Genomic DNA, 22969 nt, shown 5'->3' with positions numbered 1-22969 from the left:
CCCGGCCGGGGGCCATGATCGGCACCCCGCCCACGCCCGAGCGCCTGCCATGCACCTCGAAGGTTCCTGCCATTGCCGCAGCGTCGGCTTCTCGGTCGAGGCCGACTCGCCCGTGCCCTTCATGCGCTGCTACTGTTCCATCTGCCGCAAGACGGCGGGTGCCGGCGGCTATGCGATCAACCTCGGCGCCAGCACCCGGACGATGAAGGTCCGCGGCAAGCGCCATCTGCGCATCTACCGCGCCCGGCTGCCTGACAAGGACGGCGGCGGCACCCACGAGAGCAGCGCGCGGCGCTACTTCTGCGGGCGCTGCGGCAGCGCGCTGTGGCTGTGGGACCCGACCTGGCCGGAGCTGGTGCACCCGCACGCCAGCGCCATCGACACACCCCTGCCCACGCCGCCCCAGCACGTGCACTGCCTGGTGGGTTCCAAGGCCTCATGGGTCGAGGTGGAAGGCCATCCCGCCGACCCGCGCTTCGACGGCTACCCCGACACCTCGCTGGCCGAATGGCACGAGGCGCACGGCTTCAAGGCCGGGTGACCGGCGCCTCACAGGCTGCCGAACACCTTCTTCAGCAGGGCGCTGCCGGTGCCGACCGGGTCACGGCGGATCTTCTTCTCTTCCTCGCCGATCATGCGGTAAAGGCCGTCCAGCGCCTTGCCGGTGACGTACTGCTGGATGTTGGCCTCGTCGCCGCGCACCAGGCCGAAGCCGGAAGCCTTTTTCGCCACGGCGTTGTACTTGTCGGCCAGCGACACCCGCTCGGTGGCCCGGGTGACGATGGGCAGGAACTGCGCATGCAGCGGCTCGCGCGTCTTGCCGGCGAAGAACTGGGTCACGGACTCGTCGCCGCCGCGCAGGATGCCCAGGCCGTCCTCGACGCTCATGTCCCGCACGGCCTTGACGAGCAGCGGCTTGGCGGCGGGCACGGCGGCCTCGGCGGCCCGGTTCATGGCCGTCACGAGTTCGTCGAGCCGGGCGCCCTGCCCCGTGGCGCGCAGCAGCTTGGCGGCGTCCCGCAAGCCGCCGGGCAGCTCGATCTTCACGAGCGGGTTGCCGAGGAAGCCGTCGGGCCGCCCGAGCAGGGCCACTGCGGCATTGGCCCCGCGCTCCAGCGCCGTGCGGATGCCGGCATTGGCGTCACCCTCGGTCAGGCCCGCGGCCCCGGCCGGGCGCAGCAGCAGCAGCAGGGCGGGGGCGCAGGCGATGAGGTGGCGGCGTTGCATGGCGGTGCTCCGGTCGGGTGGGAGAGGCATCTTCCCACCGCGGAGCCCCGCTTGGCGCGCCGGCGTGCCGGTCATGCCGCAGCCGCCTGCGGGCGGCGCTTGTGGACGTACATGCGCTGGTCGGCCAGCTCGATGAGCCGGGAGACTTCGTCGCCGTCCTGGGGAAAGCAGGCCGCCCCCATGCTGGCGCCGACCAGCAGCTCATGGCCCTCGAAGTCGAAGCGGCCGTTGAGCCGCTCGGCGAGGCGGCGCATCGTGGCTTCGGGGCCGCCCTCGGCCGTCAGGGGCAGCAGCACGGCGAACTCGTCGCCGCCCAGGCGCGCGGCCGTGTCGGACTGGCGCAGCACACCGAGCAGGCGGCGGGCGAATTCGCGCAGGGCGGCGTCGCCGGCGCGATGCCCGAAGTGGTCGTTGATGGGCTTGAGGCCGTCCAGGTCGAGCATGACGACGGCCAGCGGCTGGCCGTCGCGGCGCGCCTGGGCCAGGCTGGCGTGCAGCCGATCCAGAAAGAGCGAACGGTTGGGCAGGTCGGTCAGGCCGTCGTGCGTGGCCTTGTGGAAGAGTTCGCTGGGCGAGTAGCTGGTGGCGAAGTAGGTCGCCGCGGCGACCAGGTCGGACAGCAGGCCCAGCAGCGTCATCTGCGCATCGCTGAAATGAGCCTTGCGCGTGGACATCGCCTTGAGCACGCCCACCGTCACGCCATGGTGGCGCAGCGGCACGACCACCATGGAGCGCAGGCCCAGGCGCTCGCAGGCGGCGTGGTCGGTGCGCGGGTCGGTGAGGGCGTCGTCGCAGCGCAGCGCCTGCCCCTGGGCGACGCACAGCCCCGACAGGCTCTGGTCGCGCTTCAGCCGCAGGCCCAGCGCCCCCTCGGCGATGCCGGCGGTGGCGCGGTAGACCATCTCGTCGCCCTCGGACATCTCCACGGCAGCGCCGTCCGCCTGCACGAGGTGCAGGGTGCGCTGGGCCACGAGATGCAGCAAGCGCCCCAGGTCCAGGTCCAGCCCCAGACCGGCCACCTCGGTCTGAATCGCAATGACCTCCAGCAGTTGATCCCTGCTTGGCATCGGTCCGCCCTCCACGTCGAACGGCGCGCCCTTGTGCCAGGACCCTGCCGCTTGCCCCTAGGACCAGTGTCTCACGCGGGCATAAATGATGTCGACTTCCGGTCAACCCTCATTCCTGGGCGGCATCCGGCCCGATTGCTCTGCATCAACACGCCGTCAGCCCCGCTGCCTAGCATGGCGGACAGGAGACAAGAACCATGCTGCCCGCCTACATCAGCCACCCCGACTGCGCCCGCCACGAGATGGGCGAGGGCCATCCCGAATGCCCCGAGCGCCTGGCCGCCATCGCCGATGCGCTGCTGGCGCGCGGACTGCTCGACTACATGCTCCCCTACGACGCACCCATGGCGACCGAGGCCCAGCTGGAACGCGCCCACACCGCGCTGCACGTGCGGCGCGTGCTGGACGCCGCCCCGGCCAGCGGTTATGCCCAGGTCGACCCCGACACCCGCATGAACCCCCACACCGTCACCGCCGCCCTGCGCGCCGCCGGCGCGGCCGTGCTGGCCACCGACCTGGTGCTTGGCGGCAAGGTGCCGGCGGCCTTCTGCGCCGTGCGTCCGCCGGGTCATCACGCCGAACGCAACGCGGCCATGGGCTTTTGCTTTTTCAACAACGCGGCGGTGGGCATACGGCATGCGCTGGACGTCCATGGCCTGGCACGCGTGGCCCTGGTGGACTTCGACGTGCACCACGGCAACGGCAGCGAGGACATCCTCGCCGGCGACGAGCGCGTGCTGATGTGCAGCATCTTCGAGACCGGCCTCTACCCTTTCAACGGCGAGGATGCCCGCTCGCTGAAGGACGCGCCCAACATGGTCAACGTCGGCCTGCCGGCGAGGAGCGGCAGCGAGGCCTTCCGTGCCGCCGTGACCGCACACTGGCTGCCCGCGCTGGACCGCTTCCAGCCGCAGCTGCTCTACATCAGCGCCGGCTTCGACGCCCACCGCGACGACGACATGGCCAACCTCGGCCTCGTCGACGCCGACTACGAGTGGGTCACGCGCCAGTTGATGGACCTGGCCTGGCGCCACTGCCGCGGCCGCGTCGTCTCCTGCCTCGAAGGCGGCTATGTGCTCAACCCGCTGGCGCGCAGCGTCGCGGCCCACGTCAAGGTGCTGATCGGCGCCGATTAGGCCACCAGGCCCTAGAGTCCCTGTCCATGGACAACCATTTCCTGACCCCGCTGTTCATGCCCCGCTCGGTCGTCGTGTTCGCCGGCCCGCGGGACGACCCCGACCGCCAGACCCGCCAGGCCCGCGTGCTGTGCGCCGCGCTGGAGGCCGCGCCGGGCACGAGCCCGCCTCAGTTCCTGCACGGCGACACCACCGGCACGCTGGGCGAGCTGGCCCGCTCCCGGGCCGACCTCGCCATCATCGCCCTGCCCACCGAGGAGATCGCCGCCGCGCTGGAGATGGCCGGGCGCATCGCCTGCCGCTCGGCCCTCATCGTCAGCGACGGCGTCGACGCCGAGCATGCCGCCCAGCTCAAGCGCATCGCGCGGCGCGAGGGCGTGCACCTGCTGGGGCCCAATTGCCTGGGCTTCCAGCGCCCGCATCTCAAGCTCAACGCCAGCGCCGCCGGCCCGCTCGCCGCGGAAGGCTCGCTCGCCCTGGTGTCCCAGTCGGGCGCATTGACCTCGGCCATGCTCGACTGGGCACGGCAGAACCACGTCGGCTTCAGCCAAGTCGTCTCCCTGGGGCCCAACGCGGCGGTCGACCTGGCCCAAGTGCTGGACTTCCTCGCCACCGACAACCACACCCAAAGCATCGTCGTCTACCTCGAAGGCATCTCCAGCGCCCGGCGCTTCATGAGCGCCTTGCGCTCGGCCTCGCACGCCAAACCCGTCGTCGTCCTGAAGGCGGGGCGGCGCAGCGCCGGCAACGAGGCGGCGCTGACGCACAGCCGCGCCATCGTTGGCAGTGACGACGTCTTCGACGCCGCGCTGCGCCGCGCCGGCGCGGTGCGGGTGCGCAGCTTCGTCGAGCTGTTCTCCGCCGCCAAATGCCTGGCGGCGCGCTACCGCCCGGTCGGCAAGCGCCTGGCCATCGTCACCAACGGCGGCGGCCCCGGCGTGCTCGCGGCCGACTGGGTCAGCGAGATCGGCCTGCAGCTCGGCCGCCTCTCGCCCGAGGTGGCCGCCGGCCTGCAACCGCGCCTGCCGGCGCTGGCCTCGCTGGCCGACCTGATCGACCTCTCCGCCGCGGCGACGCCCGAGCATTTCCGCGCCGCCGTGGAGGCCGCCGCCCAGGACGCATCCGTGGACGGGCTGCTGGTGGTCTACGCGCCGCAGATCGGCTCCGACGCCACCGAGACGGCGCGCGCCGTCGTCGCCGCCAAGGCGAGCACGGCCAAGCCGCTGCTGGCCTGCTGGATGGGCGACTCCTCGGTGCTGGAAGCGCGCCACGTGCTCAACGAGGCGGCCATCGCCAACTTCCGCACGCCCGAAGCCGCGGTCGGCGCCTTCGGCAACATCGCCTCGTTCTACGCCAACCAGCAGCTGCTGATGCAGACGCCGCCGCCGATGTCCAACCTCGCCCAGCCGGACGTCGAGGCCGCCCGGCTGCTGATCGAGAGCGTGCTGGCCGAACGCCGCCGCACGTTGACCGAGATGGAGAGCAAGGCCCTGCTCGCGGCCTTCCACATCCCCGTCACCCAGACGGTGCTGGCCCGCACCGCCAACGAGGCCATGATGCTGGCCACGCAGATGGGCTTCCCGGTGGCGCTCAAGATCGATTCGCCCGACATCGCCCACAAGAGCGACGTGCAGGGCGTGGCCCTGAACATCCAGAGCGGCTCGGCCGCGCGCGACACCTACAACGAGATGGTGGCCCGCGTGAAGCGGCTGCAGCCCCAGGCCCGCATCAACGGCGTGACGGTGCAGAAGATGGCGCGTGCCCGGCGTGGCCGCGAAGTCTGCGTCGGGCTGGTGACGGACGAGGCCTTCGGGCCCGTCATCGTCTTCGGTGCCGGCGGCACCATGATCGAACTCATCGCCGACCGGGCGATGGAGCTGCCACCGCTGAACCAGTTCCTCGCGAGGCGGCTGATCGAGCGGGCCCGCGTGGCCGAGACCCTGGCGCAGGGATGGCATGGCGGCGAGCTGGCCGACCTGGAGGCGCTGGAGCGCGTGCTGTTGCGCGTCAGCGAGATGGTCTGCGAGTTCCCGCAGCTGCGCGAGATGGACATCAACCCGCTCATCGTCGACGAGAACGGCGCCATCGCCGTGGACGCGCGGGTCGTGCTGCAGCCCGGGACCCAGCCGGGCAGCCCGCGCGCCTTCGACTACCCCCACCTGGCCATCCTGCCCTACCCGGCGCACTTCGAGCAGGTGTGGCCGCTGGCCGGCGGCGGCGAAGTCACCGTCAGGCCCGTGCGGCCCGACGACGCCCAGATGCTGCAGGACCTGGTGCGAGGCCTCAAGCCCGAGAGCCGCTACTTCCGCTTCGCCAGCGCCATCAAGGAGCTGCCGCCGGGCCTGCTGGCGCGGCTCACGCTGATCGACTACGACCGCGAGATGGCGCTCGTGGCGGTGTATTGCGAACGCACGGCCCGGGACGACGGCGGTTTCGACGAGAGCGAGCGCATCGTCGGCGTGTCGCGCATCATCACCAACCCCGACCAGACCAGCTGCGAATTCAGCCTGCTCGTGGCCGACGACTTCGGCGGCAAGGGCCTGGGTTCGCGCCTCATGGAAGGCATCATGGACGCCGCCCGCGAGAAGGGCCTGGCCGACATCGAGGGCCTGGTGCTGAGCAACAACGCCGACATGCTCAAGCTGATGCGCGGCCTGGGCTTCACGATCAAGCCCTTCGCCGAGGAGCCGGACTTCAGGCTGGTGACGCGCCCGCTACAGGGGTGAAGCCAGATCTCACAGCCGCGCTAACCGCTCGGTCAACAGCGCGAAAAAGCCGTCCGAATCGGCGTGGCGCAGCACCTGGGCGTTGGCCGGCAGGCCGGTCACGCCCCACCAGTCGATGACGCTCATGCCGCGCGTCAGCTCGCTGGCGGTCTCGATGCGCACGTTGCAGTCGCGGCTGGTGAACAGCGCAGGCTGCAGCAGGAAGGCGATGACGCAGGGGTCGTGCAGCGGGCCGCCGTCCTGGCCGTATTTCTCCTCGTCGTAGCGCTCGAAGAACTCCATCCAGGCGCTCACCACCTCGCCGACGCGCGTGCCCAGCCGGCGGATGGCGTCGATGCGCGCGGCCGTCGTCAGCACCTCGTGGGTGACGTCCAGCGGCGCCATCGTGATGGGCACGCCGCTGGTGAAGACCTCGTGCGCGGCGCGCGGGTCGACGTAGAAGTTGAACTCGGCCGCGGGGGTGACGTTGCCGCCCTCGAAGAAGCCACCGCCCATCAGCACGATGCGCCGGATGCGTGGCGCGATGTCGGGCGCGCGGCGCAGGGCCAGGGCGATGTTGGTGAGCGGGCCCAGGGGGCACAGCGTCACCGTGCCGGCCCCGCGCTCGCGCAGGGTCTGGACGATGAAGTCCACGGCATGGCGCGGGTCCGTCGGCAGCGTCGGCTCGGGCAGCTCGATGCCGTTCAGGCCGGTGTCGCCATGAACGTGCTCCGCCGTCACCAGCGGCACGTCCAGCGGACGGTCGGCACCGGCGCAGATGGGCACGTCGCGCCGGCCGGCCAGCTCCATGACGATGCGGGCGTTGCGCGTCGTCAGCGCCAGCGGCACGTTGCCGGCGACGGTGGTGATGCCGAGCAGCTCCAGCTCGGGGCTGGCGGCGGCCAGCAGCAGGGCGATGGCGTCGTCCTGGCCGGGGTCGGTGTCGATGATGATGGGGTTCATGCGGCGGGCGGGGGCAAGAAGTCGAGGTCGATGGCGCCGAAGAGGCTGTGCTGGCCGTCGGCGGCCTTGAGGTCCAGGCGCAGGCTGTCGCCCGGCGCGAGGGCGATGTCGAGCGCGCCCAGGGCGACGCCCGCGAGCTGGCCGGCCCGCAGGGCGCGCCAGCGCACCACGCGGGCCAGGGCCTCGCCCGGCGCGGCGGCCACGTCGCGCGGCTCCAGCTTGCTGCCGTTGTGCAGGGCGACGAGGCTGGCCTGCAGAACGCCGCGCTGCCAGGCGTCGCCCAGTTCGTCGGGCGTCACGGCCAGCGGTGCGGCATGCGAGGCGACGAGCTCGCCCTCCGCGCGCCAGTCCACCGCCAGGCCGAGCAGCCGCAGCGCGTCGAGCGCGGCGCCGGCGTCGCTGGCCGCGTGCAGGTCTCCGGCAATGGCCATCAGCGCCGGCTCGCAGCTCGCCAGGGCCCGCAGGGGCTTGCCGCCGCCGAGGAACTGGCCGGCCTCGCGCCGCACGCGGCCATCGGCGGCGACGACGGCCCAGCCGTAGGCGCGCGGCAGGGGCGCCAGGCATTTGCCGGGCTCGAAGGGGAAGGCGTGGCGGAGCTTGCCGTGGTTGAGCTGCACGGCGAGGTCCTGCAGCTGGGGCGCGATGAAGCCCCAGTCGTCGAGGAGGTCCTGCAGCCGCGTGCAGATGCCGCTGGCGTAGTGGGCCTGGGTCAGGTCGCGCGAGACGACGACGAGGTGGCCGTCGCGCGAGCCGTCGGCGTAGCTGGCGAGTTTCATGGAAGGTGGTGCAGGGAAGGCGGCGCTTGGTGGCAGCATTGTGCGATGCGCGCCGGCACGCTCCCGCTCCGCGCCGCCGCGATCGCGCTGGCGGCGAGCCTGCTCGCCCACGTCCTGCTGCTGGGCGGCGGCCGGGCACGCGAGGAGGCCACCCGCCCGGCGGCCCGCGCGGCCAGCATCAGCCTGCTGCGGCCGCCCGTGCCGCCGGCAGCGACCCGCCCCGAGCCCGCGGCACAACCGCTGCCTGCCCGTCCCCGGGCGGGCAGGCCGGCCGATCAGCCAAGCCCGGCAGCCGAGATCCATGTCGACGTGGAGACCTCGTCGGCCGCGCCCACCGCGCCGCCGCTGCGCCTGGCCGGCCCCGCCTCTTGGCGCTACCGCCTGCGCCAGGGTGGCCAGGACGGCGAGGCGTCGCTGGCCTGGCAACCCCAGCCCGACGGCCGCTACAGCCTGCGCCTGACGCGCAGCATCGGCGAGCGCGCCCTGCCCGCCTGGGAAAGCCTCGGCCACACCGGCGCCGCCGGCCTGGCGCCGGAACGCTTCGCCCTGCAACGCGGCGGCCAGGACCGCCAGGCCGTCAACTTCGATGCCGAGGCGCGCCGCGTGAGCTTCTCCGCCAGCCCGGCGCGGCTGGACCTACCCGAGGGCACGCAGGACCGCCTGTCCTGGTGGCTGCAGCTGGCGGCGCTCGTCGAGGCGGCGCCCGCACCCGGCGGGCGCTGGCGCCTCTGGGTTGCGGGCCTTCGCGGCGAGCTGCGCGAATGGGTGTTCGAGGCGGCCGATGCCGCCCCCGAAGACGCCGGCATGCTGCACCTGCGCCGCCAGCCGCTGGGTGAGCACGATCCGGGCATCGAGCTCTGGCTGGACCCGGCGCGGGGCTTCTGGCCCGTGCGGCTGCGCCAGGGCGACCCTGAAACACGCGGCTACGAAATCCGCCTGGCCGACGTGAACTCCTGACGCTTCCTACACGTTGTCGGCGCGGGGGATGACCCGATTTCAACCCCGTTCTGCCAGTATCTGAACCGACCGGGGCTTGAAACACCCCGCCCCACCCGCAGTTGAAGCCACGAGGAGAACCCCATGCACATGCTCTACAACTCCGACAGCTTCATCGTCGTCCAGTTCGACGTGCCGGCCGCCGACGAGGCGGAGCCCGGTCCGCAACTGAACCGCGGGGGGTTCGAAATCGTCGACAAGTTCGCCCGCAAGGAAATCTTCATCGAGGGCGCGCTGGCGGAGTCCTTCCAGCAAGGCGTGCAGGCCCTGATCGAGGATGGAGAGCCGTCCGAGGACGAACTCGACGCCTTCATCGAGCGTTATGCGGTGATGGGCCAGCAGCCAGTCGTGATGCACTGAACATTCCTGGGGCCGCTCTTACATTTGATCTGCCGCCAAGCCTGATACAAGATGGGTCGACGCCGGCCGCTCCGGGCCGGTGAAGGACTCCATCGCATGGTGAAGCGAGCCGCCACCGAGACAGCCTCCAGGGCCGCCGCCCGCGTGCTGCCCTCGCCAGGCCTGGACAGCGCTCCGGTGCTGGACCGCATGTGCTCGCAATTCGTGCTGACGCTGACCGTCCGGCATGCCGGGCGCTTCAACCTGCGGCGCGATTTCAACGGCCTGCTGTCCTTCACCGGCCGCCACCTCGTCTGGCCCACCCGGGTGCTGCAGCGGCTGCGCGCCTACCTGGCCCAGCGCTGCGCCGGCAACGAGCTCTGGCGCGGCCACGAGGCGCTGTCCGACGAAGCCTTCCTCGAACGCTTCGGCCAGTGGAGCGGGCCTTTCTCGGAAGGCACCCTCTTCTTCTATCTCGACGAGTACGTCAAGGACGCGCCCAAGGACATGATGGCCCTGCTGGCCACGACCTGCGAGCACCTGGAGCGGCGGCTCAAGCGCGAATCCACCCTCGTCGAGAAGAACATCGCGGCGCTGGGCACGCTGCTGCAGCTCAACCCCGCCGAACGGGCCATCCTGCTCTACGGCACCCTGGCCCGCTACCAGCGCGAACTGCGCGGTGCGCTGGTGGAGTTCAAGGTCAACACGGCCCAGGAAGCCTTCGCCGCCATCGCCGCGGTGGCCGGCGTGGACGAGCGCGAGGTGGCGGAGGCCCTGCGCGCCGGCTCGCGGCTCGAGCGCATCGGCATGGTCGAGAACCTGATCTCGGAGCACAACATCACCGACCTGGCCGACCTGATGAAGGTCAGCGACCAACTGCCGCCGGTGCTGATGCGCGAATACCAGGGCCCGCACGACCTGATGGCCGTCTTCACGCGGCCCGCCACGCCCAGCCTGCTCGGCCCCGCCGATTTCCAGTTCGTCGCCGAGGACCTCGGCCTCCTGCAGGGCCTGTTGCGCCAGGCGGTGGCCAAGCGCGCCAGCGGCGTCAACATCCTGCTCTACGGCCCGCCGGGCACGGGCAAGACCGAGCTCGCCAAGGTGGCCTCCGCCGCCGCCGGCCTCGACCTGTACGAGGTCGAGTACGCCGACCGCGACGGCAACTCGCTGTCGGGCCGCGACCGCTACCGCTCCCTACAGATCAGCCAGGTCTTCCTCAAGGCCAGCGCCAGCGTGGCCCTGCTCTTCGACGAGGTCGAGGACGTCTTCCCGCCACTGTCCAGCGACACCGCCTCGCTGCTCAACCGCCTGGACGCGAGCGCCGAGGGCGGCGTCGGCAACTCCGTCAGCGGCAAGGCCTGGGTCAACCAGATCCTCGAGACCAACCCGGTGCCGGTCATCTGGGTGACCAACCGCATCGAGCAGATCGACCCCGCCTTCCGCCGCCGCTTCCAGTACCACCTGGAGCTGAAGTCGCCGCCGCCGGGGGCCCGCCGCGGCCTGGTGGCGCGGGCCCTGGGCGAAGTGGCCGTGAGCGAGGACTTCGTCGCCCGGCTGGCCGAGCGCCCGGGCCTCACGCCGGCACAGATCCGCACCGCCGTGCGCTTCGCCCAGTTGGCGGGTCCGGCCGCGGACGCGGAAAAGCTCATCGAGCGCCAGCTGCTCAATGCCGACAAGGCCCTGGGCCGCGACGACGGCAGCAGCAGCGCGCGGCCGAGCGTGACCCGCTATGCCCTGGAGCTGCTGAACTGCGAGAGTCGCTTCGAGATCCCTCGCATCGTCGAGGCCCTGCGCCGCAAGGGCACCGGCCAGCTCTGCTTCTACGGGCCGCCCGGCACCGGCAAGACCGCTCTGGCCGAGCACATCGCCCAGGAACTCGGCCGGCCGCTGATGGTCAAGCGCGCCAGCGACATCGCCAGCAAGTTCGTCGGCGAGACCGAGCAGAACATGGCCCGCATGTTCGAGACGGCCCAGGCCGAGGGCGCCGTGCTGCTGCTGGACGAAGCCGACAGCTTCCTGCGCAGCCGCCGGCACGCCGAGCGCAACTACGAGGTCAGTGAGGTCAACGAGATGCTGGCCGGCATGGAGCGCTTCGCCGGCCTCTTCATCTGCACGACCAACCTCTTCGAGGAACTCGACGAGGCGGCGCTGCGGCGCTTCGCCTTCAAGATCCGCTTCAAGGCGCTCAGGCCCGAGCAACGCGTGGCGATGTTCGAGCGCGAGGCGGGCGCCGCGCCCGACGGCGAGCAGTGCACTCGCCTGGCCGCGCTGGACTGCCTGGCCCACGGCGACTTCGCGGCCGTGCGCCACCAGGTCGAGATCCTGGGCGAGGCCTTCACGCCGGACGAGTTCCTGGCCCAGCTCGAGGCCGAGCACCGGGCCAAGCCGGAGGTCAGGCAGAGGCGAGGCATCGGCTTCAGAGCCGCTTGACGTAGTAGGTCGTCGAGCAGAGCGCGCCGTCGGGCATCAGGGCGTAGTCCGGGATGTCGCCGACCTTCTGCCATGCCAGCCGCTCGTAGACCCGCGAGGCGTCGCTGCCCGTGACGGTGTCCAGCACCAGCGTCGTGCGGCCGAGCGCCCCCGCCTTCGCCTCCACGGCCCGCAGCAGGGCCTCGGCCACGCCCCGGCGGCGCGCCCGGCGGTGCACCAGCATCTTGGCCACGTCGGCCCGGTGCGGCTGGTTGTCCGGCATGTCGACGACGAGGGACAAGGTGCCGCAGACGCGGCCGGCCTCGTCCTCGGCCACGAAGAGATGGCGCTCGCCGGCCGCGACACCGGCGGCCACCTTGCGCCAGAAGGCCTCGGGCCGGCCCGGCGCCAGCGGCAGCATGAAGCCGACCGACGCACCGCCCTCGACGCAGTCGCGCAGCACGTCGGCCATTTCGTCGACGCGGGCCAGCGCCTCGGCTCCGTCGAGTTCCCGGATCGTGGCGGTCATGGCTTGGCTCCTGTGAGGGCGACGAGATAACGCGCCGGCCGCGTGCCGGGGTTGTGGAAGCGGACGGGGGCGTCGAGCCGCATGGCCAGGCAGTCGCCGGCCTCGAGCCGCCACTGCTGCTCGCCATGGGCGATCTCCATGCTGCCGTCGATCATCCAGACCAACTGATGGATGTCGGCATCGCGTTCCGAGGTCTCGAAGGCCACGCGCTGGCCGGCGGGAAAGACCACGTCCACCAGCTGCAGCGGCGACACGCCCGGCGGCGACACGTTGCGGCGCCGGTAGCCCGAGGCCGGGTCGCTCCACACCGGCTGGTCGGCCACCCGCGCCACCGGCGACGGCGCAGCGGGCGCGGGGCTGGCCTCGAACATGGACGCGACGCTGACGCCCAGGGCCGACGACAGCTTGTCCAGCACCACGGCCGTCGGGCTGCTCTGGCCGCGCTCGATCAGCGAGATGTTGGAGCGGCTGACGCCGCTCTTGTGAGCCAGGGCGTCGAGGGAGAGGCCGGCGTCGGTGCGGAGCTGGCGCAGACGGGTAGCGATGCGATCGTGGAGTGAGACAACGGAAGATTCCATTTTGCTGGATTCTGCCTCCAGAATACAGGAAACAGCAAGTGAGTCTTGGCGCGCTAGGGTTCGCACCGACACATAGGCCGGCGTCATATGGAAAATGTCCCCACACCGCACCGACGGCCAGTCACGGCCGCACCAAGGGAGGACTCCATTGAAACAAACCGTCTGGCTGAAACATGCCGCCTGCGTCTTGCTGGGACTGGCCTGTTTGGCAGCCTTTTCGCAACCGACAGCCGGGCCGACGGCCGGTGCGCCCAAGACCACTGCCGCGGCTCTTCCGGTAGAAGCCTTCTTCAAGAAAGGTGATCTCGGGAAAGCTCAGCTATCGCCCTCGGGGCGCTATCTCGCTGCACTCGAAAGCGGAATTCACGAGCGGATGGGCGTGGTTGTCACCGATCTCGAGGGCAAGGAGGGCAGCCATTTCATCAGCGCAAGCGAAAAGGATGACGTCACCTGGTTCAGTTGGGTCACGGACGACTGGATCGTCTTCAAGGTGAACAACCCTAACTACCGGGGCACGCGGTGGGTCGGCTCCGGTCTGATGTCCATGAGTCGCGATGGCAAGACCTCGCGGCAGTTGATCGCGCGCGACTGGGAATCCGGTTCCGAGAACTCCCGGCGCCTGACGCTCAGCCCCGACCATGGGTATGTGGGTCGAGGTGCACCTGACAGCCTCGAAGTGCTGGTTGCCCAGCCGCACTATGACGGGAACTACGAGTACCGATATTCGACGCTGCACGCGGTCAACGTCGTATCGGGGCAATCTCGCGTGGAAGCGGCGCCGCGGGCGGATGAATGGCTCATCGATGGCAGAGGGCGTCCTCGAGCCTCACTCCATGCCGCCGACGGGCAGGTCACGGTGATGTGGTTGGACCCACGTTCACGTGAATGGACAGAACTGCAGAAATCGCCGGTGCATCACATGGATTGGATCCCCCTGGCCATCCAGGATGAGGCGCATCTTCTCGTGTCGACGTCCGACAAGGACGGCTATGACGAACTCCGTGAATACGATGCCATTGAACGGCGCGTTGGCAGCGTGCCCATCCTTGCGACGCCCGGCTTCTCGCGATCCATCGAACCCATTTACGCAAGGCATTCCGACCGTCTCCTTGGGCTGTCGGTGCTGGTGGACAGCGTGACCACCACTTGGCTGGACCCAACGCTGAGCAAGCTTCAGGACCGCGTCGATGCCAAGCTGCCCAACCGGGTAAATATCCTGCAGTGCAGCCAGTGCGAACGGCCGCAGCGTGTGTTGGTTCACTCTTACAGCGACACGGATCCCGGAATGGTCCTGCTGTTCACGCCGGAGAAGGACGAGTGGAAACTCGTGGGCCGCGTTCGGCCTCAGATCGATCCAAAGACGATGGCCACGATGGAACTGCACCGGACAAGCGCTCGCGACGGTGAAGACCTGCCGGTCTGGATTACGCGCCCCCGCGGGGCAGCGCCGGAAAAGCCTCTGCCTGCAGTCGTCCTTGTTCACGGCGGCCCATGGGAGCGAGGTACCGAATGGCGCTGGAATCCGGAGGGGCAGTTCCTGGCGTCACGCGGTTATCTCGTCATCGAGCCGGAATTCCGCGGCAGCGTCGGATACGGCGAGCGTCATTTCCACCTTGGGTTCAAGGCGTGGGGCCTGAGCATGCAGGACGACGTCACCGACGCCCTCAAGTTTGTCATCTCCAAGGGTTGGGCCGATCCGGGTCGCGTTTGCATCATGGGTGCCAGCTACGGCGGCTACGCAACCTTGATGGGGCTTGCAAAGGACCCCGGCCAGTACCGTTGCGGCATCGCCTTCGCGGCCGTGTCGGACCCGCGGTACATGTTCGACTTCCATTGGAATGACATCTCGAGGCAAGCAAAGTCATATGGCCTCAACGAACTGTTGGGTGACCGGATCAAGGACGAGGCGAGATTCATTGCCACTTCACCGGTGGAGCAGGCGGCCAACATCAAGGCGCCGCTGATGCTCGTCCACGGCGCCAAGGACAGGCGAGTACCTATCCAGAACGGCGAACGCATGCGCGATGCCTTGCAAAAGGCCAACAAGCAGGTCGAGTGGGTCTTGTACCCATGGGCCGGACACGGCTTCCCGCTGCTGGAAGACGAGCTGGACTACTACGGTCGCGTCGAGCGCTTCCTGGCCAAGCACCTGAACTGACCGCGAGCGGTTCAGGCAAGGGCCCGCTCCACCGCCCGCCGCCACGCCAGGTCCGGCCAGCGCCGGCCCAGCCGCCAGGCGGCGTGGGTGAGCTTGATGACGTGGGCGTCGTCCTGCTCGCAGGCGCCGGCGATCAGGGCCGGCCAGGGGCGGCTGGGCGGGTGGTCGAGCGCGGGGCTGGGCGTCGCGCCACTGGCCAGCAGGCCCGCTGCGGCGGCGATGCTGAAGCCGCGAGGCAGCTCGGCGCGCGGCCACCAGGGCTCCAGCACGCTCATCGCGTGGCTGGCCGTCAGCAGGTGCAGCACCGTGAAGTTGCCGGTGGCGGCATAGGTGCGGGCCGCCAGCAGGGCCAGGTCGCGCAGCGTGTCCGGTCCATGCCGCAGCCGGCCCGCGACGTCGGCGAAGCCGGGCGCCGCCGCCCAGGCGCGCATGCGGGCGGTGATGAGGCCGCCACGCTCGTCGGGGCGCGGCAGGGCCAAGAGTGCGTCCAGCCAGTCCGTCAGGGCCAGGTCGGCGGGGCGCGTCGCCGCCGGCAGGGGCATGAAATGCGCGGCCCAGTGGGCCAGGCCCGCGGCGAGTTCGGCCTCGTGGCCTGCGAGCACGGCATGCGCGGTGCGGATCAACCCGTGGAAGGCGACGGCACCGGCACCGGGCAACAGCATGGCCAGGGCCTCGCGCAGCGCCTCGCCTGGCCCGACCGCGGCGACGCGGCCCGCGAAATGGGCGCGCCAGGCGTTGTCGCTGTCGGGCCGGCCCAGGTCGCGCGCCTGAACGATGCGCGCCGGCCGTGTCGCGGCGCGGGGCTCGAGCAGGGCCTCGTAGCGCTCGGTGAAGGCCTGCAGCCGCGCCGCCGAGGCGCCCAGCTCCAGCAGGGCCTGCTGGGCCATGGGCAGGTGGTTGCTGAGTTCGCCCCGGTAGGTCGGCGACAAGGCCTGGCCGGCGTCGAGCAGGCGGTGCAGCTGGGCCAGGGTGGCTTGCACGGGCGTGGCGGTGGCGGTCGTCATGCGGGCCTCGGTTGTGGGAACATGGCGGCATGCTCGAAGTTCAAGTGAACTTGAAGTCAAGCCCCGGCAAGGCGGCGGCCGCGCCGCTGGGCATCGGCCAATTGGCCAAGCGCTCGGGCGTGGCCGCGAGCGCGTTGCGCTTCTACGAGGCCGAGGGCCTGATCGCCGGGACGCGCAGTGCGGGCGGCCACAGGCAGTACCCGCGCCACGTGCTGCGCCGGGTGGCCTTCATCCGCGCCGCCCAGGTGGTGGGCCTGACGCTGCCGCAGATCAAGGCGGCGCTCGCCACCCTTCCCGAGGGGCGCACGCCCACCAAGGCCGACTGGACCCGGCTGTCGGCCGCCTGGGCGCCGCTGCTGGACGAGCGCATCGCGGCCTTGCAGCAGCTGCGCCAGCGGCTGACGGGCTGCATCGGCTGCGGCTGCCTGTCGCTGAAGGCCTGCGCCCTTTACAACCCCCAGGACAGCGCCGCAGGCCCGAGCGCCGGCGCGAGGCTTCTGCGCATCGAAACCACGGGTTGACCCCTTGGCGACGGCGGGTCGCGCGTTCCCGGCGAAAATCCCCGGGTTAACCCCGCCACCACACCGCCATGAGTGCCTTCCACGAAGAGACCGTCCTGACCGTCCACCACTGGACCGACCGCCTGTTCAGCTTCACGACGACGCGCGACCAGGCGCTGCGTTTTTCCAACGGCCACTTCACGATGATCGGCCTCAAGGGCGAGAACGGCAAACCGCTGCTGCGCGCCTACAGCATCGTCAGCGCCAACTACGAGGAGAACCTCGAGTTCCTGAGCATCAAGGTGCCCGACGGCCCGCTGACCTCGCGGCTGCAGCACATCAAGCCGGGCGACAAGATCATCGTCGGCCGCAAGCCCACGGGCACGCTGCTGATCGACTACCTGCTGCCCGGCAAGCGCCTGTACCTGCTGGGCAGCGGCACGGGCCTGGCCCCCTTCATCAGCATCGTGCGCGACCCGGTGACCTACGAGCGCTTCGAGAAGGTCATCGTCGTGCATGGCGTGCGCGAGGTGGCCGAGCTGGCCTACCACGACCACCTCACGGTGGACCTGCCCCGCCACGAGTTCCTGGGCGAGTTCGCCTCGGAGCAGCTGCTCTACTACCCCACGGTCACCCGCGAGCCCTACAAGAACATGGGCCGCATCACCGACCTGATCCAGACGGGCAAGCTCCAGGCCGACCTCGGCCTGCCGCCGCTCAACCCCGAGGAAGACCGCATCATGCTCTGCGGCAGCCCCGCGCTGCTCAAGGACATGAAGGAGATGCTGGAGATCCGCAACTTCAAGGAAGGCAGCACGACGACGCCGGGCGACTACGTCATCGAGCGCGCCTTCGTCGAGCAGTAATCAGGCGGCCTGGCGGGCGTAGCGCCGCGCCAGCGGCGCGCACACCATGAGCTGCAGCTGGTGGAAGAGCATCAGCGGCAGCACCAGCAGGCCCACGGCCTGGCCGGCAAACAGGATCTGGGCCATCGGCACGCCGCTGGCCAGCGTCTTCTTGGAGCCGCAGAAGACGATGGCGATCTCGTCCTCACGCGGGAAGCCCAGCGCCCGGCTGAGCAGGGTCAGCAGCGGCATGACGATGGCCAGCAGCAGGGCGCAGACGCCCAGCAGGGCCAGCAGCGTGGCCAGCGGCAGGTGGCGGTACAGGCCCTGCACCGTGGCCGCGCTGAAGGCGCCATAGACGACGAGCAGGATGGTGCCCTGGTCGCTGATGCGGATCCAGGCGCGGTGGCGAGCCACCCAGGGCCCCGTCCAGCGCTGCAGGGCCTGGCCGGCGACGAAGGGCAGGAGCAGCGTGGTGACGATGCCCTCGAAGGTGTGCCAGGACAGGTGCACGGCCCCGGCGCCCGCCGACACGCCGATGGCCTGGGCCATCGCGGCCATCAGCAGCGGCGTCAGGGCCATGCCGAGGATGTTGGAGGTGGAGGCGCTGCACATGGCCGCCGCGACGTTGCCGCGGGCCAGCGAGGTGAAGGCGATGGACGACTGCACCGTCGACGGCAGGGCGCAGACGAAGAGCACGCCCAGGTAGAGCGTCGAGCCCACCAGGGGCTCCAGCCAGGGCCGCAGCGCCAGGCCCAGCAGCGGGAAGAGCACGAAGGTGGCGGCGAAGACCAGGGCATGCAGCCGCCAGTGCAGCAGCCCCTCGAGCACCGCCTGGCGCGACAGCTTGCTGCCGTGCAGGAAGAACAGCAGGGCCACGGCCAGTTGCGTCAATACGTCCAGCACCGCCACGCCCCGGCCATGCACCGGCACCAGCATGGCCAGGGCCACGGTGGCGATCAGCATCAGGACGAGGGAGTCGGGCAGCCAGGCGGGTCGTTTCATGCCGCCATTGGACCCGAGTTGCACGGGGCCGCCGCCCCCGCCGCTGGAGCGGCGCGCCTACATCCCCTTGAAGAGGTGGGTGTAGCTGCGGCTGACTTCGAGCTTCTCGGTCAGGCCCTTGACGCCGACCAACTGGCGCCCGCGGAAGTCGCGGGTGATGCCGTCGATGGCCCGCGCATTGACGAGGGTGGAGCGGTGGATCTGCCAGAAGAGCTGGGGGTCGAGTTCGTCGACCAGCTCCTTGATGGGCTTGCGGATCAGGGCCTCCAGCCGCGCCGTCTGCACCCGGGTGTACTTCTCGTCGCTGATGAAGAAGAGCACGTCCTCGACCGGGATCATCTGGATGGCCTGGCCGACCGTCGCCTGGATCCACTGCAGGTACTGCGGCTTGGCGGCCGGGTTCATGCCGGCCGACAGCTTGTGCAGCAGCTGCTGCAGCGGCGCGGGCGCGCTGTCCTTGAAGTCGGGCGTGGGCGAGCTGCGCTGGGCCAGGCGCTTCTTGATGCGCGCCACGGTCAGTTGCAGGCGCTCGCGCTCGGCGGGCTTGAGCACGTAGTCGGCCACGCCCTGCTCGAAGGCCTCGACGGCGTACTGGTCGTAAGCCGTGATGAAGACGATTTCCGGCACCAGCCAGTCGTCGTCCTCGGGAAGCTGGGCGATCTGGCGGGCCGCCTCGACGCCGGTCAGCCCCGGCATGCGGATGTCGAGGAAGACCAGGTCGGGCTTGTGCTCGCGGGTCAGCTCCACCGCCTCCAGGCCGTTCTTGGCCTCGGCGACGATGTCCAGCTCGGGCCAGACCTCGGTCAATCGGCTGCGCAATTGCTCGCGCATCAGGCGTTCGTCGTCGGCCAGCACGGCGCGGATGGGGGCGTTGCTCATGGCCGCGGATGCTAGTTCAGACTGCGCTCGATTGGGCGGCCATCGAACGGCGGCGGTTGCGCAGCACCACGAAGAGCAGCAGGCCGAGCAGGATCAGCGGCGAGCCGAGGACGGCGCCCACGCCGAGCACGCAGGCCACCATCAAGGCCAGCACGCCGCCCACGATGAGCAGCGGCAGGGCCACGCCCAGCAGCAGCACCAGCGGCACGACGATGACGCAGACGATGCCGGCCACGAAGAGGCCGATGCTGGCACCCAGCCAGTCGCCGAAGTCGCTGCCACCGAGGAAGAACTCACCGTCGTCGAGCACGACGTGCAGGTCGGAGCCGCCGTGGTGGTGCAGCAGCGCGAAGCCGCCGAACATCGCGGCCAGCACCATCAGGGCGGTGCCGATGAACAGGATCTTGAACAGGGTCTTCATGCTGCGGCTCCTTCGTCGTTGCGGCTGCGGTAGGGCACGGTGATGGTGACGACCGTGCCGCTGGGTTGGTTCTCGGTGACGGTGACGCTGGCCTTGTTGCCATGCAGCAGCTGCAGGCGTTCACGGATGTTGGCCAGGCCCACGCCGGTGCCCGAGGTGGCGGCCCGGCCGAAGCCCAGGCCCGTGTCGGCCACCGTGACGGCGAGCTTGCCGTGCACGATCTCGGCCTTGACGGTCAACTTGCCGCCTTCGGCCTTGGGCTCCAGGCCGTGCTTGATGGCGTTCTCCACCAGGCCCTGGATCATCATGGGCGGGAACTCGGCGGACAGCAGGCCCTCGGGCACGTCGATCTCGGTCTGCAGCCGCTCTTCCATGCGCACCTTGAGGATCTCGAGGTAGGGGCGGATGACGGCCAGCTCGCGGCCGAGGTCGCGCACGGCGCCGTTGGCGTTGGCCTCGCGCATGGTGGGCATGGAGGCGCGCAGCAGGGCGATGAGGTTGCGCTGCATCTGGCTGGCGCGTGGCGGGTCGGTCTCGATCAGGTGGTCGATGCTGGCCAGCGTGTTGAACAGGAAGTGCGGCTCGACCTGGGCCTGCATGGCGGCCATGCGGGCCTCGACGACCTGGCGCTTCAGGCTCTCGGCCTCCGCCGTCTCCGCGGCCTGCGCGGCCTTGACCTCGGCCTGGATGCGGCCCTTGTACATGGCCTTGATGACGGCGGAGGCGATGATCCAGAGGACGGCGAGGTCGGCGAGCGAATCGCCCAGGCGCACGCTGGTCACGCGGCGGCGGCTCTGGAGCGTCTCGTTGGCCACCTCCTCGGCGGCCTCCTGCAGCGCCTGCTGGGCCTCGGTCGCGGCGTCCTGCGCCTCCTTGACGGCCTCGGCCTCGCGCTTGAGCTGGCCGAGCTGTTCCTTGGCCTGCTCGATGGCGGCGCGCACATCCTCGGGGCGGGTGCTCTTGGGGAAGTCGATGGCGATGGACGGGGCGTCATCGGCCTTGGCCTCGCCGTCCTCGCCATCGGCGGCGCTGGCGGCCGAGGCCGCCGGGCGCACCGGCTGGATGCGAACACCGCGCTCGTCGACTTTGATCTCGTAGTGGATGCCGGCCTCGCCGCCGGTCTTGGCCTTGCTGCTCTGCTTGCTGGCGAGCTTGCGGGCCTGCTCGGCGGCCTTGCGGGCCTGCTCGGCCGCCTTGCGGGCGGCAGCCACGCCGTTGTCCGGCTCCTCGATCGTCTCGCTGATGCGCCAGGTGAAGGGCGGCAGGTTCTTCAGCACGTTCACGCCGATGAGCAGCGCCAGCGACAGCAGCACGAAGCGCTTCCAGCTGATGCCCACCAGCCAGCCCGCGTAGACGTGGAAGTAGCGCACCGCGGTGGCGGCAAAGCGCTGCCAGCGCTCGATCCAGAGCTTTTGCTGGGGGCTGGGGGTGAAGGAGGGTCTCATGGCAGGGGATCGTCGTTGGAAGCCACTGTACGCAAGGCCTCGGGCCGGCGCGGAGCCGGCGCGACGCGCCGGCCGGCGCGGGGGACGAACTGCAGCGGCGGGCGACAGGCCGCGCGCCGGAAATGACGGCGGCTGGCGCGCCCCGGTGATATCTCACGGCTCGCACCCGCGCGGGCAGCAAAAAGCCCGCCGAGGCGGGCTTTGGGCCGGGAGGGCGAGGCTTACTGCTTGACGGCCTCGACCTGGATGACGATGCGCACGCTGTCCGGAATGCCCGGCAGGCCGTAGTTCACACCCCACTGGCTGCGCTGGATGGTGGTCTCGAAGTCGCCGCCGCAGACCTCACGCTTGAGCATGGGGTTCTCGTAGCAGTTGAAGCTGGTGGCCGTCAGCGTGACCGGGTTGGTCTTGCCGCGCAGCGTCAGCTCGCCCGTGACGCTGGCCAGCTTGTCGCCGTTGAAGTTGAACTTGTCGCCTACGAATTTGGCCGTCGGGAACTGCTCGGCAGCGAAGAAGTCGTTGCTCTTGAGGTGGCGGTCGAAGCCCGGCACGCCGCTGGAGATGGAGTTCATGTCGAGGGTGACGTCGACCTTGCCGGTCTTGGCCGCCTTGTCCAGCGTGATGCTGCCTTCCTTCTTGTCCCAGCGGCCGCGGTTGGTGCTGGTGCCGAAATGCTTGGCCTCGAAGAACACGGTGGTGTGCGTCGGGTCGATCGCGTAGGTGGCGCTCTGGGCCTGGGCGGCGCCGGCAGCGGCGAGCAGGGCGGCGAGCAGCAGGGAAGTCTTCATCGGTCAGGTCTCCGGTGGTGGGAAGGAAAGGGGAAGGAACAACTCAAAGGCCCGAGAAGGCCAGCTTGAACTTGACGGTCACGTCGTTGGCGACGACCGAGGTGTCGGCCCATTCGCCGTCACCGATCTTGAAGTCCAGGCGCTTGATGGGCACGCTGCCCGTGGCGACGCCGGCGGCCAGCGTGATGGGCACGACGATGTCGCGGCTAGAACCCTTGATGGTGAGCTTGCCGGCCACGTCGTACTTGCCGGCACCGGTGGCCTTGATGCCGCTGGACACGAAGGTGGCCTTGCCATTGCGCTTGGTGTCGAACCACGGGGCGCCGGCCAGCTCATGGTCGAAGCTTGGGTCGCCGAGGGACACGCTGCCGAGGTCGACCGTGAAGGCGATGTGCCCGGCCTCCGGCTTCTTGGGGTCGAAGTCGAGCTGGGCGTCGAATTTCTTGAACTTGCCGTCGACGGGCACACCCATCTGCTTGAAGGTGAAGGCGAGGTCGCTCTTGTCGGGCTGCAGCGTGGCCGCCGGGGCACAGACGCAGGCCGCAGCGAGCAGGAGGGCGGAGAGGGGTTTGAGCATGGCGGTCATCCGAAGGTCAGGTGCGGCGCAGCGACATGCGCTGAAGCAGGCCGTCACGGTCGACGAAATGGTGCTTGAGGGCGCCGGCCACGTGGGCCAGCACGAGCACGGCCAGCCCCCAGGCCAGGGCGGCATGCACTTCCTCGAGCAGTTCGCCCAGGTCGTGGTCCTTGGGCACGAAGTCGGGCAGCGGCAGCACGCCGAACCAGACGACGGGGAAGCCCTTGGCCGAACTCATCGCCCAACCCGTCAGCGGGACGGCGAAGAAGGCCAGGTAGAGCAACCCGTGCACCGCATGGGCAGCGCGGGCCTGCCAGACCGGCATGGGCAGGTCGGCCGGCGGCCGGTGGGCCAGGCGCCACAGCAGGCGCAGGGCCGACAGCGCCAGGATGGTGACGCCCGCCCACTTGTGCCAGTTGTAGAGCTTGATGCGCGACGGCGAGAACGGCAGGTCCGACATGTACAGGCCCAGGCCGAAGGCGCCGACGATGGTGATGGCCAGCAGCCAATGCAGCACGATGGCGAAGGGCGAATAGCGGTCGGCAGGGCTCATCATGGGTAGGGAGTGTGTTCCTCGTGGGCGGGGCTTCGGTTCATTGCCCTTGTCGCCAATGTTCAGCGA

At 70.1% G+C, this 22969-nt stretch carries 22 protein-coding genes and 1 pseudogene; 9 read left to right on the top strand and 14 right to left on the bottom strand.

Features of this window, described 5'->3' with window-relative positions; genetic code table 11:
* Nucleotides 1–49 precede the first annotated feature (49 nt).
* Nucleotides 50–541: a GFA family protein gene (locus tag LXT12_RS16145; RefSeq protein ID WP_233393240.1), complete on the top strand. Its 492-nt coding sequence runs from the start codon at nucleotides 50–52 to the stop codon at nucleotides 539–541.
* An 8-nt stretch (nucleotides 542–549) separates the two neighbouring features.
* On the opposite strand, the gene LXT12_RS16140 is transcribed toward LXT12_RS16145, so the two are convergent.
* Nucleotides 550–1227, bottom strand: coding sequence for a DUF4197 domain-containing protein (locus LXT12_RS16140; RefSeq protein ID WP_233393239.1), 678 nt, complete (start codon nucleotides 1225–1227; stop codon nucleotides 550–552).
* A gap of 71 nt (nucleotides 1228–1298) precedes the next feature.
* Entirely contained in the window at nucleotides 1299–2294 is a 996-nt protein-coding gene (locus tag LXT12_RS16135) for a GGDEF domain-containing protein (RefSeq protein ID WP_233393234.1), read from the bottom strand.
* A gap of 197 nt (nucleotides 2295–2491) precedes the next feature.
* On the opposite strand from LXT12_RS16135, the gene LXT12_RS16130 reads away from it, so the two are divergent.
* Together LXT12_RS16130 and LXT12_RS16125 are read left to right on the top strand one after the other, a co-directional pair.
* Nucleotides 2492–3430, top strand: coding sequence for a histone deacetylase family protein (locus tag LXT12_RS16130; protein WP_233393233.1), 939 nt, complete (start codon nucleotides 2492–2494; stop codon nucleotides 3428–3430).
* A gap of 26 nt (nucleotides 3431–3456) precedes the next feature.
* Nucleotides 3457–6156, top strand: coding sequence for a bifunctional acetate--CoA ligase family protein/GNAT family N-acetyltransferase (locus LXT12_RS16125; RefSeq protein ID WP_233393231.1), 2700 nt, complete (start codon nucleotides 3457–3459; stop codon nucleotides 6154–6156).
* A 9-nt stretch (nucleotides 6157–6165) separates the two neighbouring features.
* On the opposite strand, the gene LXT12_RS16120 is transcribed toward LXT12_RS16125, so the two are convergent.
* Both LXT12_RS16120 and LXT12_RS27140 read right to left on the bottom strand, forming a co-directional pair.
* Nucleotides 6166–7098, bottom strand: a complete 933-nt coding sequence (locus LXT12_RS16120; protein WP_233393230.1) for a nucleoside hydrolase — start codon at nucleotides 7096–7098, stop codon at nucleotides 6166–6168.
* Between the two features lie 530 nt (nucleotides 7099–7628).
* Nucleotides 7629–7874 (bottom strand): annotated as a pseudogene (locus LXT12_RS27140) (fumarylacetoacetate hydrolase family protein); the annotation flags it as partial.
* 45 nt (nucleotides 7875–7919) lie between these two features.
* Here LXT12_RS27140 and LXT12_RS16110 point away from each other — a divergent pair.
* The 3 genes from LXT12_RS16110 (at nucleotide 7920) to LXT12_RS16100 (ending at nucleotide 11639) form a co-directional block, all read left to right on the top strand.
* Nucleotides 7920–8831 (top strand): hypothetical protein, encoded by a 912-nt coding sequence (locus LXT12_RS16110; protein WP_233393225.1) that lies wholly within the window; start codon nucleotides 7920–7922, stop codon nucleotides 8829–8831.
* A gap of 123 nt (nucleotides 8832–8954) precedes the next feature.
* Nucleotides 8955–9230 carry a BTH_I0359 family protein gene (locus tag LXT12_RS16105; protein WP_233393224.1) on the top strand — a complete coding sequence of 92 codons (276 nt, stop codon included), beginning with the start codon at nucleotides 8955–8957 and terminating at the stop codon, nucleotides 9228–9230.
* 96 nt (nucleotides 9231–9326) lie between these two features.
* Nucleotides 9327–11639, top strand: coding sequence for an ATP-binding protein (locus tag LXT12_RS16100; RefSeq protein ID WP_233393223.1), 2313 nt, complete (start codon nucleotides 9327–9329; stop codon nucleotides 11637–11639).
* On the opposite strand, the gene LXT12_RS16095 is transcribed toward LXT12_RS16100, so the two are convergent.
* Both LXT12_RS16095 and LXT12_RS16090 read right to left on the bottom strand, forming a co-directional pair.
* Nucleotides 11626–12147, bottom strand: a complete 522-nt coding sequence (locus LXT12_RS16095) for a GNAT family N-acetyltransferase (RefSeq protein WP_233393222.1) — start codon at nucleotides 12145–12147, stop codon at nucleotides 11626–11628. The genes LXT12_RS16100 and LXT12_RS16095 overlap by 14 nt on opposite strands.
* Nucleotides 12144–12725: a helix-turn-helix domain-containing protein gene (locus LXT12_RS16090; RefSeq protein ID WP_233393221.1), complete on the bottom strand. Its 582-nt coding sequence runs from the start codon at nucleotides 12723–12725 to the stop codon at nucleotides 12144–12146. Before LXT12_RS16090 ends, LXT12_RS16095 begins: the two co-directional genes overlap by 4 nt.
* Nucleotides 12726–12873: 148 nt before the next feature.
* Between LXT12_RS16090 and LXT12_RS16085 the strand changes: the two genes are divergently transcribed.
* Nucleotides 12874–14883: an alpha/beta hydrolase family protein gene (locus tag LXT12_RS16085; protein ID WP_233393219.1), complete on the top strand. Its 2010-nt coding sequence runs from the start codon at nucleotides 12874–12876 to the stop codon at nucleotides 14881–14883.
* An 11-nt stretch (nucleotides 14884–14894) separates the two neighbouring features.
* Here LXT12_RS16085 and LXT12_RS16080 read toward each other — a convergent pair whose 3' ends face one another.
* The gene (locus LXT12_RS16080; RefSeq protein WP_233393217.1) at nucleotides 14895–15887 is read right to left on the bottom strand and encodes a questin oxidase family protein; all 993 of its coding nucleotides are present in this window, start codon (nucleotides 15885–15887) and stop codon (nucleotides 14895–14897) included.
* A gap of 29 nt (nucleotides 15888–15916) precedes the next feature.
* On the opposite strand from LXT12_RS16080, the gene soxR reads away from it, so the two are divergent.
* Both soxR and LXT12_RS16070 read left to right on the top strand, forming a co-directional pair.
* Nucleotides 15917–16408, top strand: a complete 492-nt coding sequence (gene soxR, locus LXT12_RS16075; RefSeq protein ID WP_233393212.1) for a redox-sensitive transcriptional activator SoxR — start codon at nucleotides 15917–15919, stop codon at nucleotides 16406–16408.
* 68 nt (nucleotides 16409–16476) lie between these two features.
* On the top strand, nucleotides 16477–17253 hold the full coding sequence (locus LXT12_RS16070; protein ID WP_233393211.1) for a ferredoxin--NADP reductase: 777 nt from the start codon (nucleotides 16477–16479) through the stop codon (nucleotides 17251–17253).
* On the opposite strand, the gene LXT12_RS16065 is transcribed toward LXT12_RS16070, so the two are convergent.
* From LXT12_RS16065 to LXT12_RS16035, 7 genes are all read right to left on the bottom strand, one after another.
* On the bottom strand, nucleotides 17254–18237 hold the full coding sequence (locus tag LXT12_RS16065; RefSeq protein ID WP_233393210.1) for a bile acid:sodium symporter family protein: 984 nt from the start codon (nucleotides 18235–18237) through the stop codon (nucleotides 17254–17256).
* Nucleotides 18238–18294: 57 nt separating this feature from the next.
* Nucleotides 18295–19116, bottom strand: coding sequence for a LytR/AlgR family response regulator transcription factor (locus LXT12_RS16060; RefSeq protein ID WP_233393209.1), 822 nt, complete (start codon nucleotides 19114–19116; stop codon nucleotides 18295–18297).
* A 16-nt stretch (nucleotides 19117–19132) separates the two neighbouring features.
* Nucleotides 19133–19537 carry a hypothetical protein gene (locus tag LXT12_RS16055; protein WP_233393208.1) on the bottom strand — a complete coding sequence of 135 codons (405 nt, stop codon included), beginning with the start codon at nucleotides 19535–19537 and terminating at the stop codon, nucleotides 19133–19135.
* Entirely contained in the window at nucleotides 19534–20982 is a 1449-nt protein-coding gene (locus tag LXT12_RS16050) for a sensor histidine kinase (RefSeq protein ID WP_233393207.1), read from the bottom strand. The genes LXT12_RS16055 and LXT12_RS16050 overlap by 4 nt, the downstream gene beginning before the upstream one ends.
* A 221-nt stretch (nucleotides 20983–21203) precedes the next feature.
* Complete coding sequence (locus tag LXT12_RS16045; protein ID WP_233393206.1) at nucleotides 21204–21770, bottom strand: YceI family protein; 567 nt, start codon at nucleotides 21768–21770, stop codon at nucleotides 21204–21206.
* 43 nt (nucleotides 21771–21813) lie between these two features.
* The gene (locus tag LXT12_RS16040) at nucleotides 21814–22356 is read right to left on the bottom strand and encodes a YceI family protein (protein WP_233393205.1); all 543 of its coding nucleotides are present in this window, start codon (nucleotides 22354–22356) and stop codon (nucleotides 21814–21816) included.
* Between the two features lie 7 nt (nucleotides 22357–22363).
* Nucleotides 22364–22903, bottom strand: a complete 540-nt coding sequence (locus LXT12_RS16035; RefSeq protein WP_233393204.1) for a cytochrome b — start codon at nucleotides 22901–22903, stop codon at nucleotides 22364–22366.
* Nucleotides 22904–22969: the final 66 nt, after the last annotated feature.

It is taken from the genome of Pelomonas caseinilytica (genome assembly GCF_021353235.1).
In the GTDB taxonomy this organism is placed as follows: Bacteria; Pseudomonadota; Gammaproteobacteria; order Burkholderiales; family Burkholderiaceae_C; genus Pelomonas; species Pelomonas caseinilytica.
This window is presented reverse-complemented; position numbering and strand designations above follow the sequence as displayed.

What these genes read in the sequence shown, in the direction of transcription:
- LXT12_RS16110 (WP_233393225.1), top strand. Translation starts at nt 7,920, where the DNA reads ATGCGCGCCGGCACGCTCCCGCTCCGCGCCGCCGCGATCGCGCTGGCG.
- LXT12_RS16105 (WP_233393224.1), top strand. Translation starts at nt 8,955, where the DNA reads ATGCACATGCTCTACAACTCCGACAGCTTCATCGTCGTCCAGTTCGAC.
- LXT12_RS16130 (WP_233393233.1), top strand. Translation starts at nt 2,492, where the DNA reads ATGCTGCCCGCCTACATCAGCCACCCCGACTGCGCCCGCCACGAGATG.
- LXT12_RS16070 (WP_233393211.1), top strand. Translation starts at nt 16,477, where the DNA reads ATGAGTGCCTTCCACGAAGAGACCGTCCTGACCGTCCACCACTGGACC.
- soxR (WP_233393212.1), top strand. Translation starts at nt 15,917, where the DNA reads ATGCTCGAAGTTCAAGTGAACTTGAAGTCAAGCCCCGGCAAGGCGGCG.
- LXT12_RS16065 (WP_233393210.1), bottom strand. Translation starts at nt 18,237, where the DNA reads ATGAAACGACCCGCCTGGCTGCCCGACTCCCTCGTCCTGATGCTGATC.
- LXT12_RS16100 (WP_233393223.1), top strand. Translation starts at nt 9,327, where the DNA reads ATGGTGAAGCGAGCCGCCACCGAGACAGCCTCCAGGGCCGCCGCCCGC.
- LXT12_RS16040 (WP_233393205.1), bottom strand. Translation starts at nt 22,356, where the DNA reads ATGACCGCCATGCTCAAACCCCTCTCCGCCCTCCTGCTCGCTGCGGCC.
- LXT12_RS16140 (WP_233393239.1), bottom strand. Translation starts at nt 1,227, where the DNA reads ATGCAACGCCGCCACCTCATCGCCTGCGCCCCCGCCCTGCTGCTGCTG.
- LXT12_RS16135 (WP_233393234.1), bottom strand. Translation starts at nt 2,294, where the DNA reads ATGCCAAGCAGGGATCAACTGCTGGAGGTCATTGCGATTCAGACCGAG.
- LXT12_RS16050 (WP_233393207.1), bottom strand. Translation starts at nt 20,982, where the DNA reads ATGAGACCCTCCTTCACCCCCAGCCCCCAGCAAAAGCTCTGGATCGAG.
- LXT12_RS16095 (WP_233393222.1), bottom strand. Translation starts at nt 12,147, where the DNA reads ATGACCGCCACGATCCGGGAACTCGACGGAGCCGAGGCGCTGGCCCGC.
- LXT12_RS16035 (WP_233393204.1), bottom strand. Translation starts at nt 22,903, where the DNA reads ATGATGAGCCCTGCCGACCGCTATTCGCCCTTCGCCATCGTGCTGCAT.
- LXT12_RS16125 (WP_233393231.1), top strand. Translation starts at nt 3,457, where the DNA reads ATGGACAACCATTTCCTGACCCCGCTGTTCATGCCCCGCTCGGTCGTC.
- LXT12_RS16060 (WP_233393209.1), bottom strand. Translation starts at nt 19,116, where the DNA reads ATGAGCAACGCCCCCATCCGCGCCGTGCTGGCCGACGACGAACGCCTG.
- LXT12_RS16120 (WP_233393230.1), bottom strand. Translation starts at nt 7,098, where the DNA reads ATGAACCCCATCATCATCGACACCGACCCCGGCCAGGACGACGCCATC.
- LXT12_RS16145 (WP_233393240.1), top strand. Translation starts at nt 50, where the DNA reads ATGCACCTCGAAGGTTCCTGCCATTGCCGCAGCGTCGGCTTCTCGGTC.
- LXT12_RS16090 (WP_233393221.1), bottom strand. Translation starts at nt 12,725, where the DNA reads ATGGAATCTTCCGTTGTCTCACTCCACGATCGCATCGCTACCCGTCTG.
- LXT12_RS16055 (WP_233393208.1), bottom strand. Translation starts at nt 19,537, where the DNA reads ATGAAGACCCTGTTCAAGATCCTGTTCATCGGCACCGCCCTGATGGTG.
- LXT12_RS16045 (WP_233393206.1), bottom strand. Translation starts at nt 21,770, where the DNA reads ATGAAGACTTCCCTGCTGCTCGCCGCCCTGCTCGCCGCTGCCGGCGCC.
- LXT12_RS16080 (WP_233393217.1), bottom strand. Translation starts at nt 15,887, where the DNA reads ATGACGACCGCCACCGCCACGCCCGTGCAAGCCACCCTGGCCCAGCTG.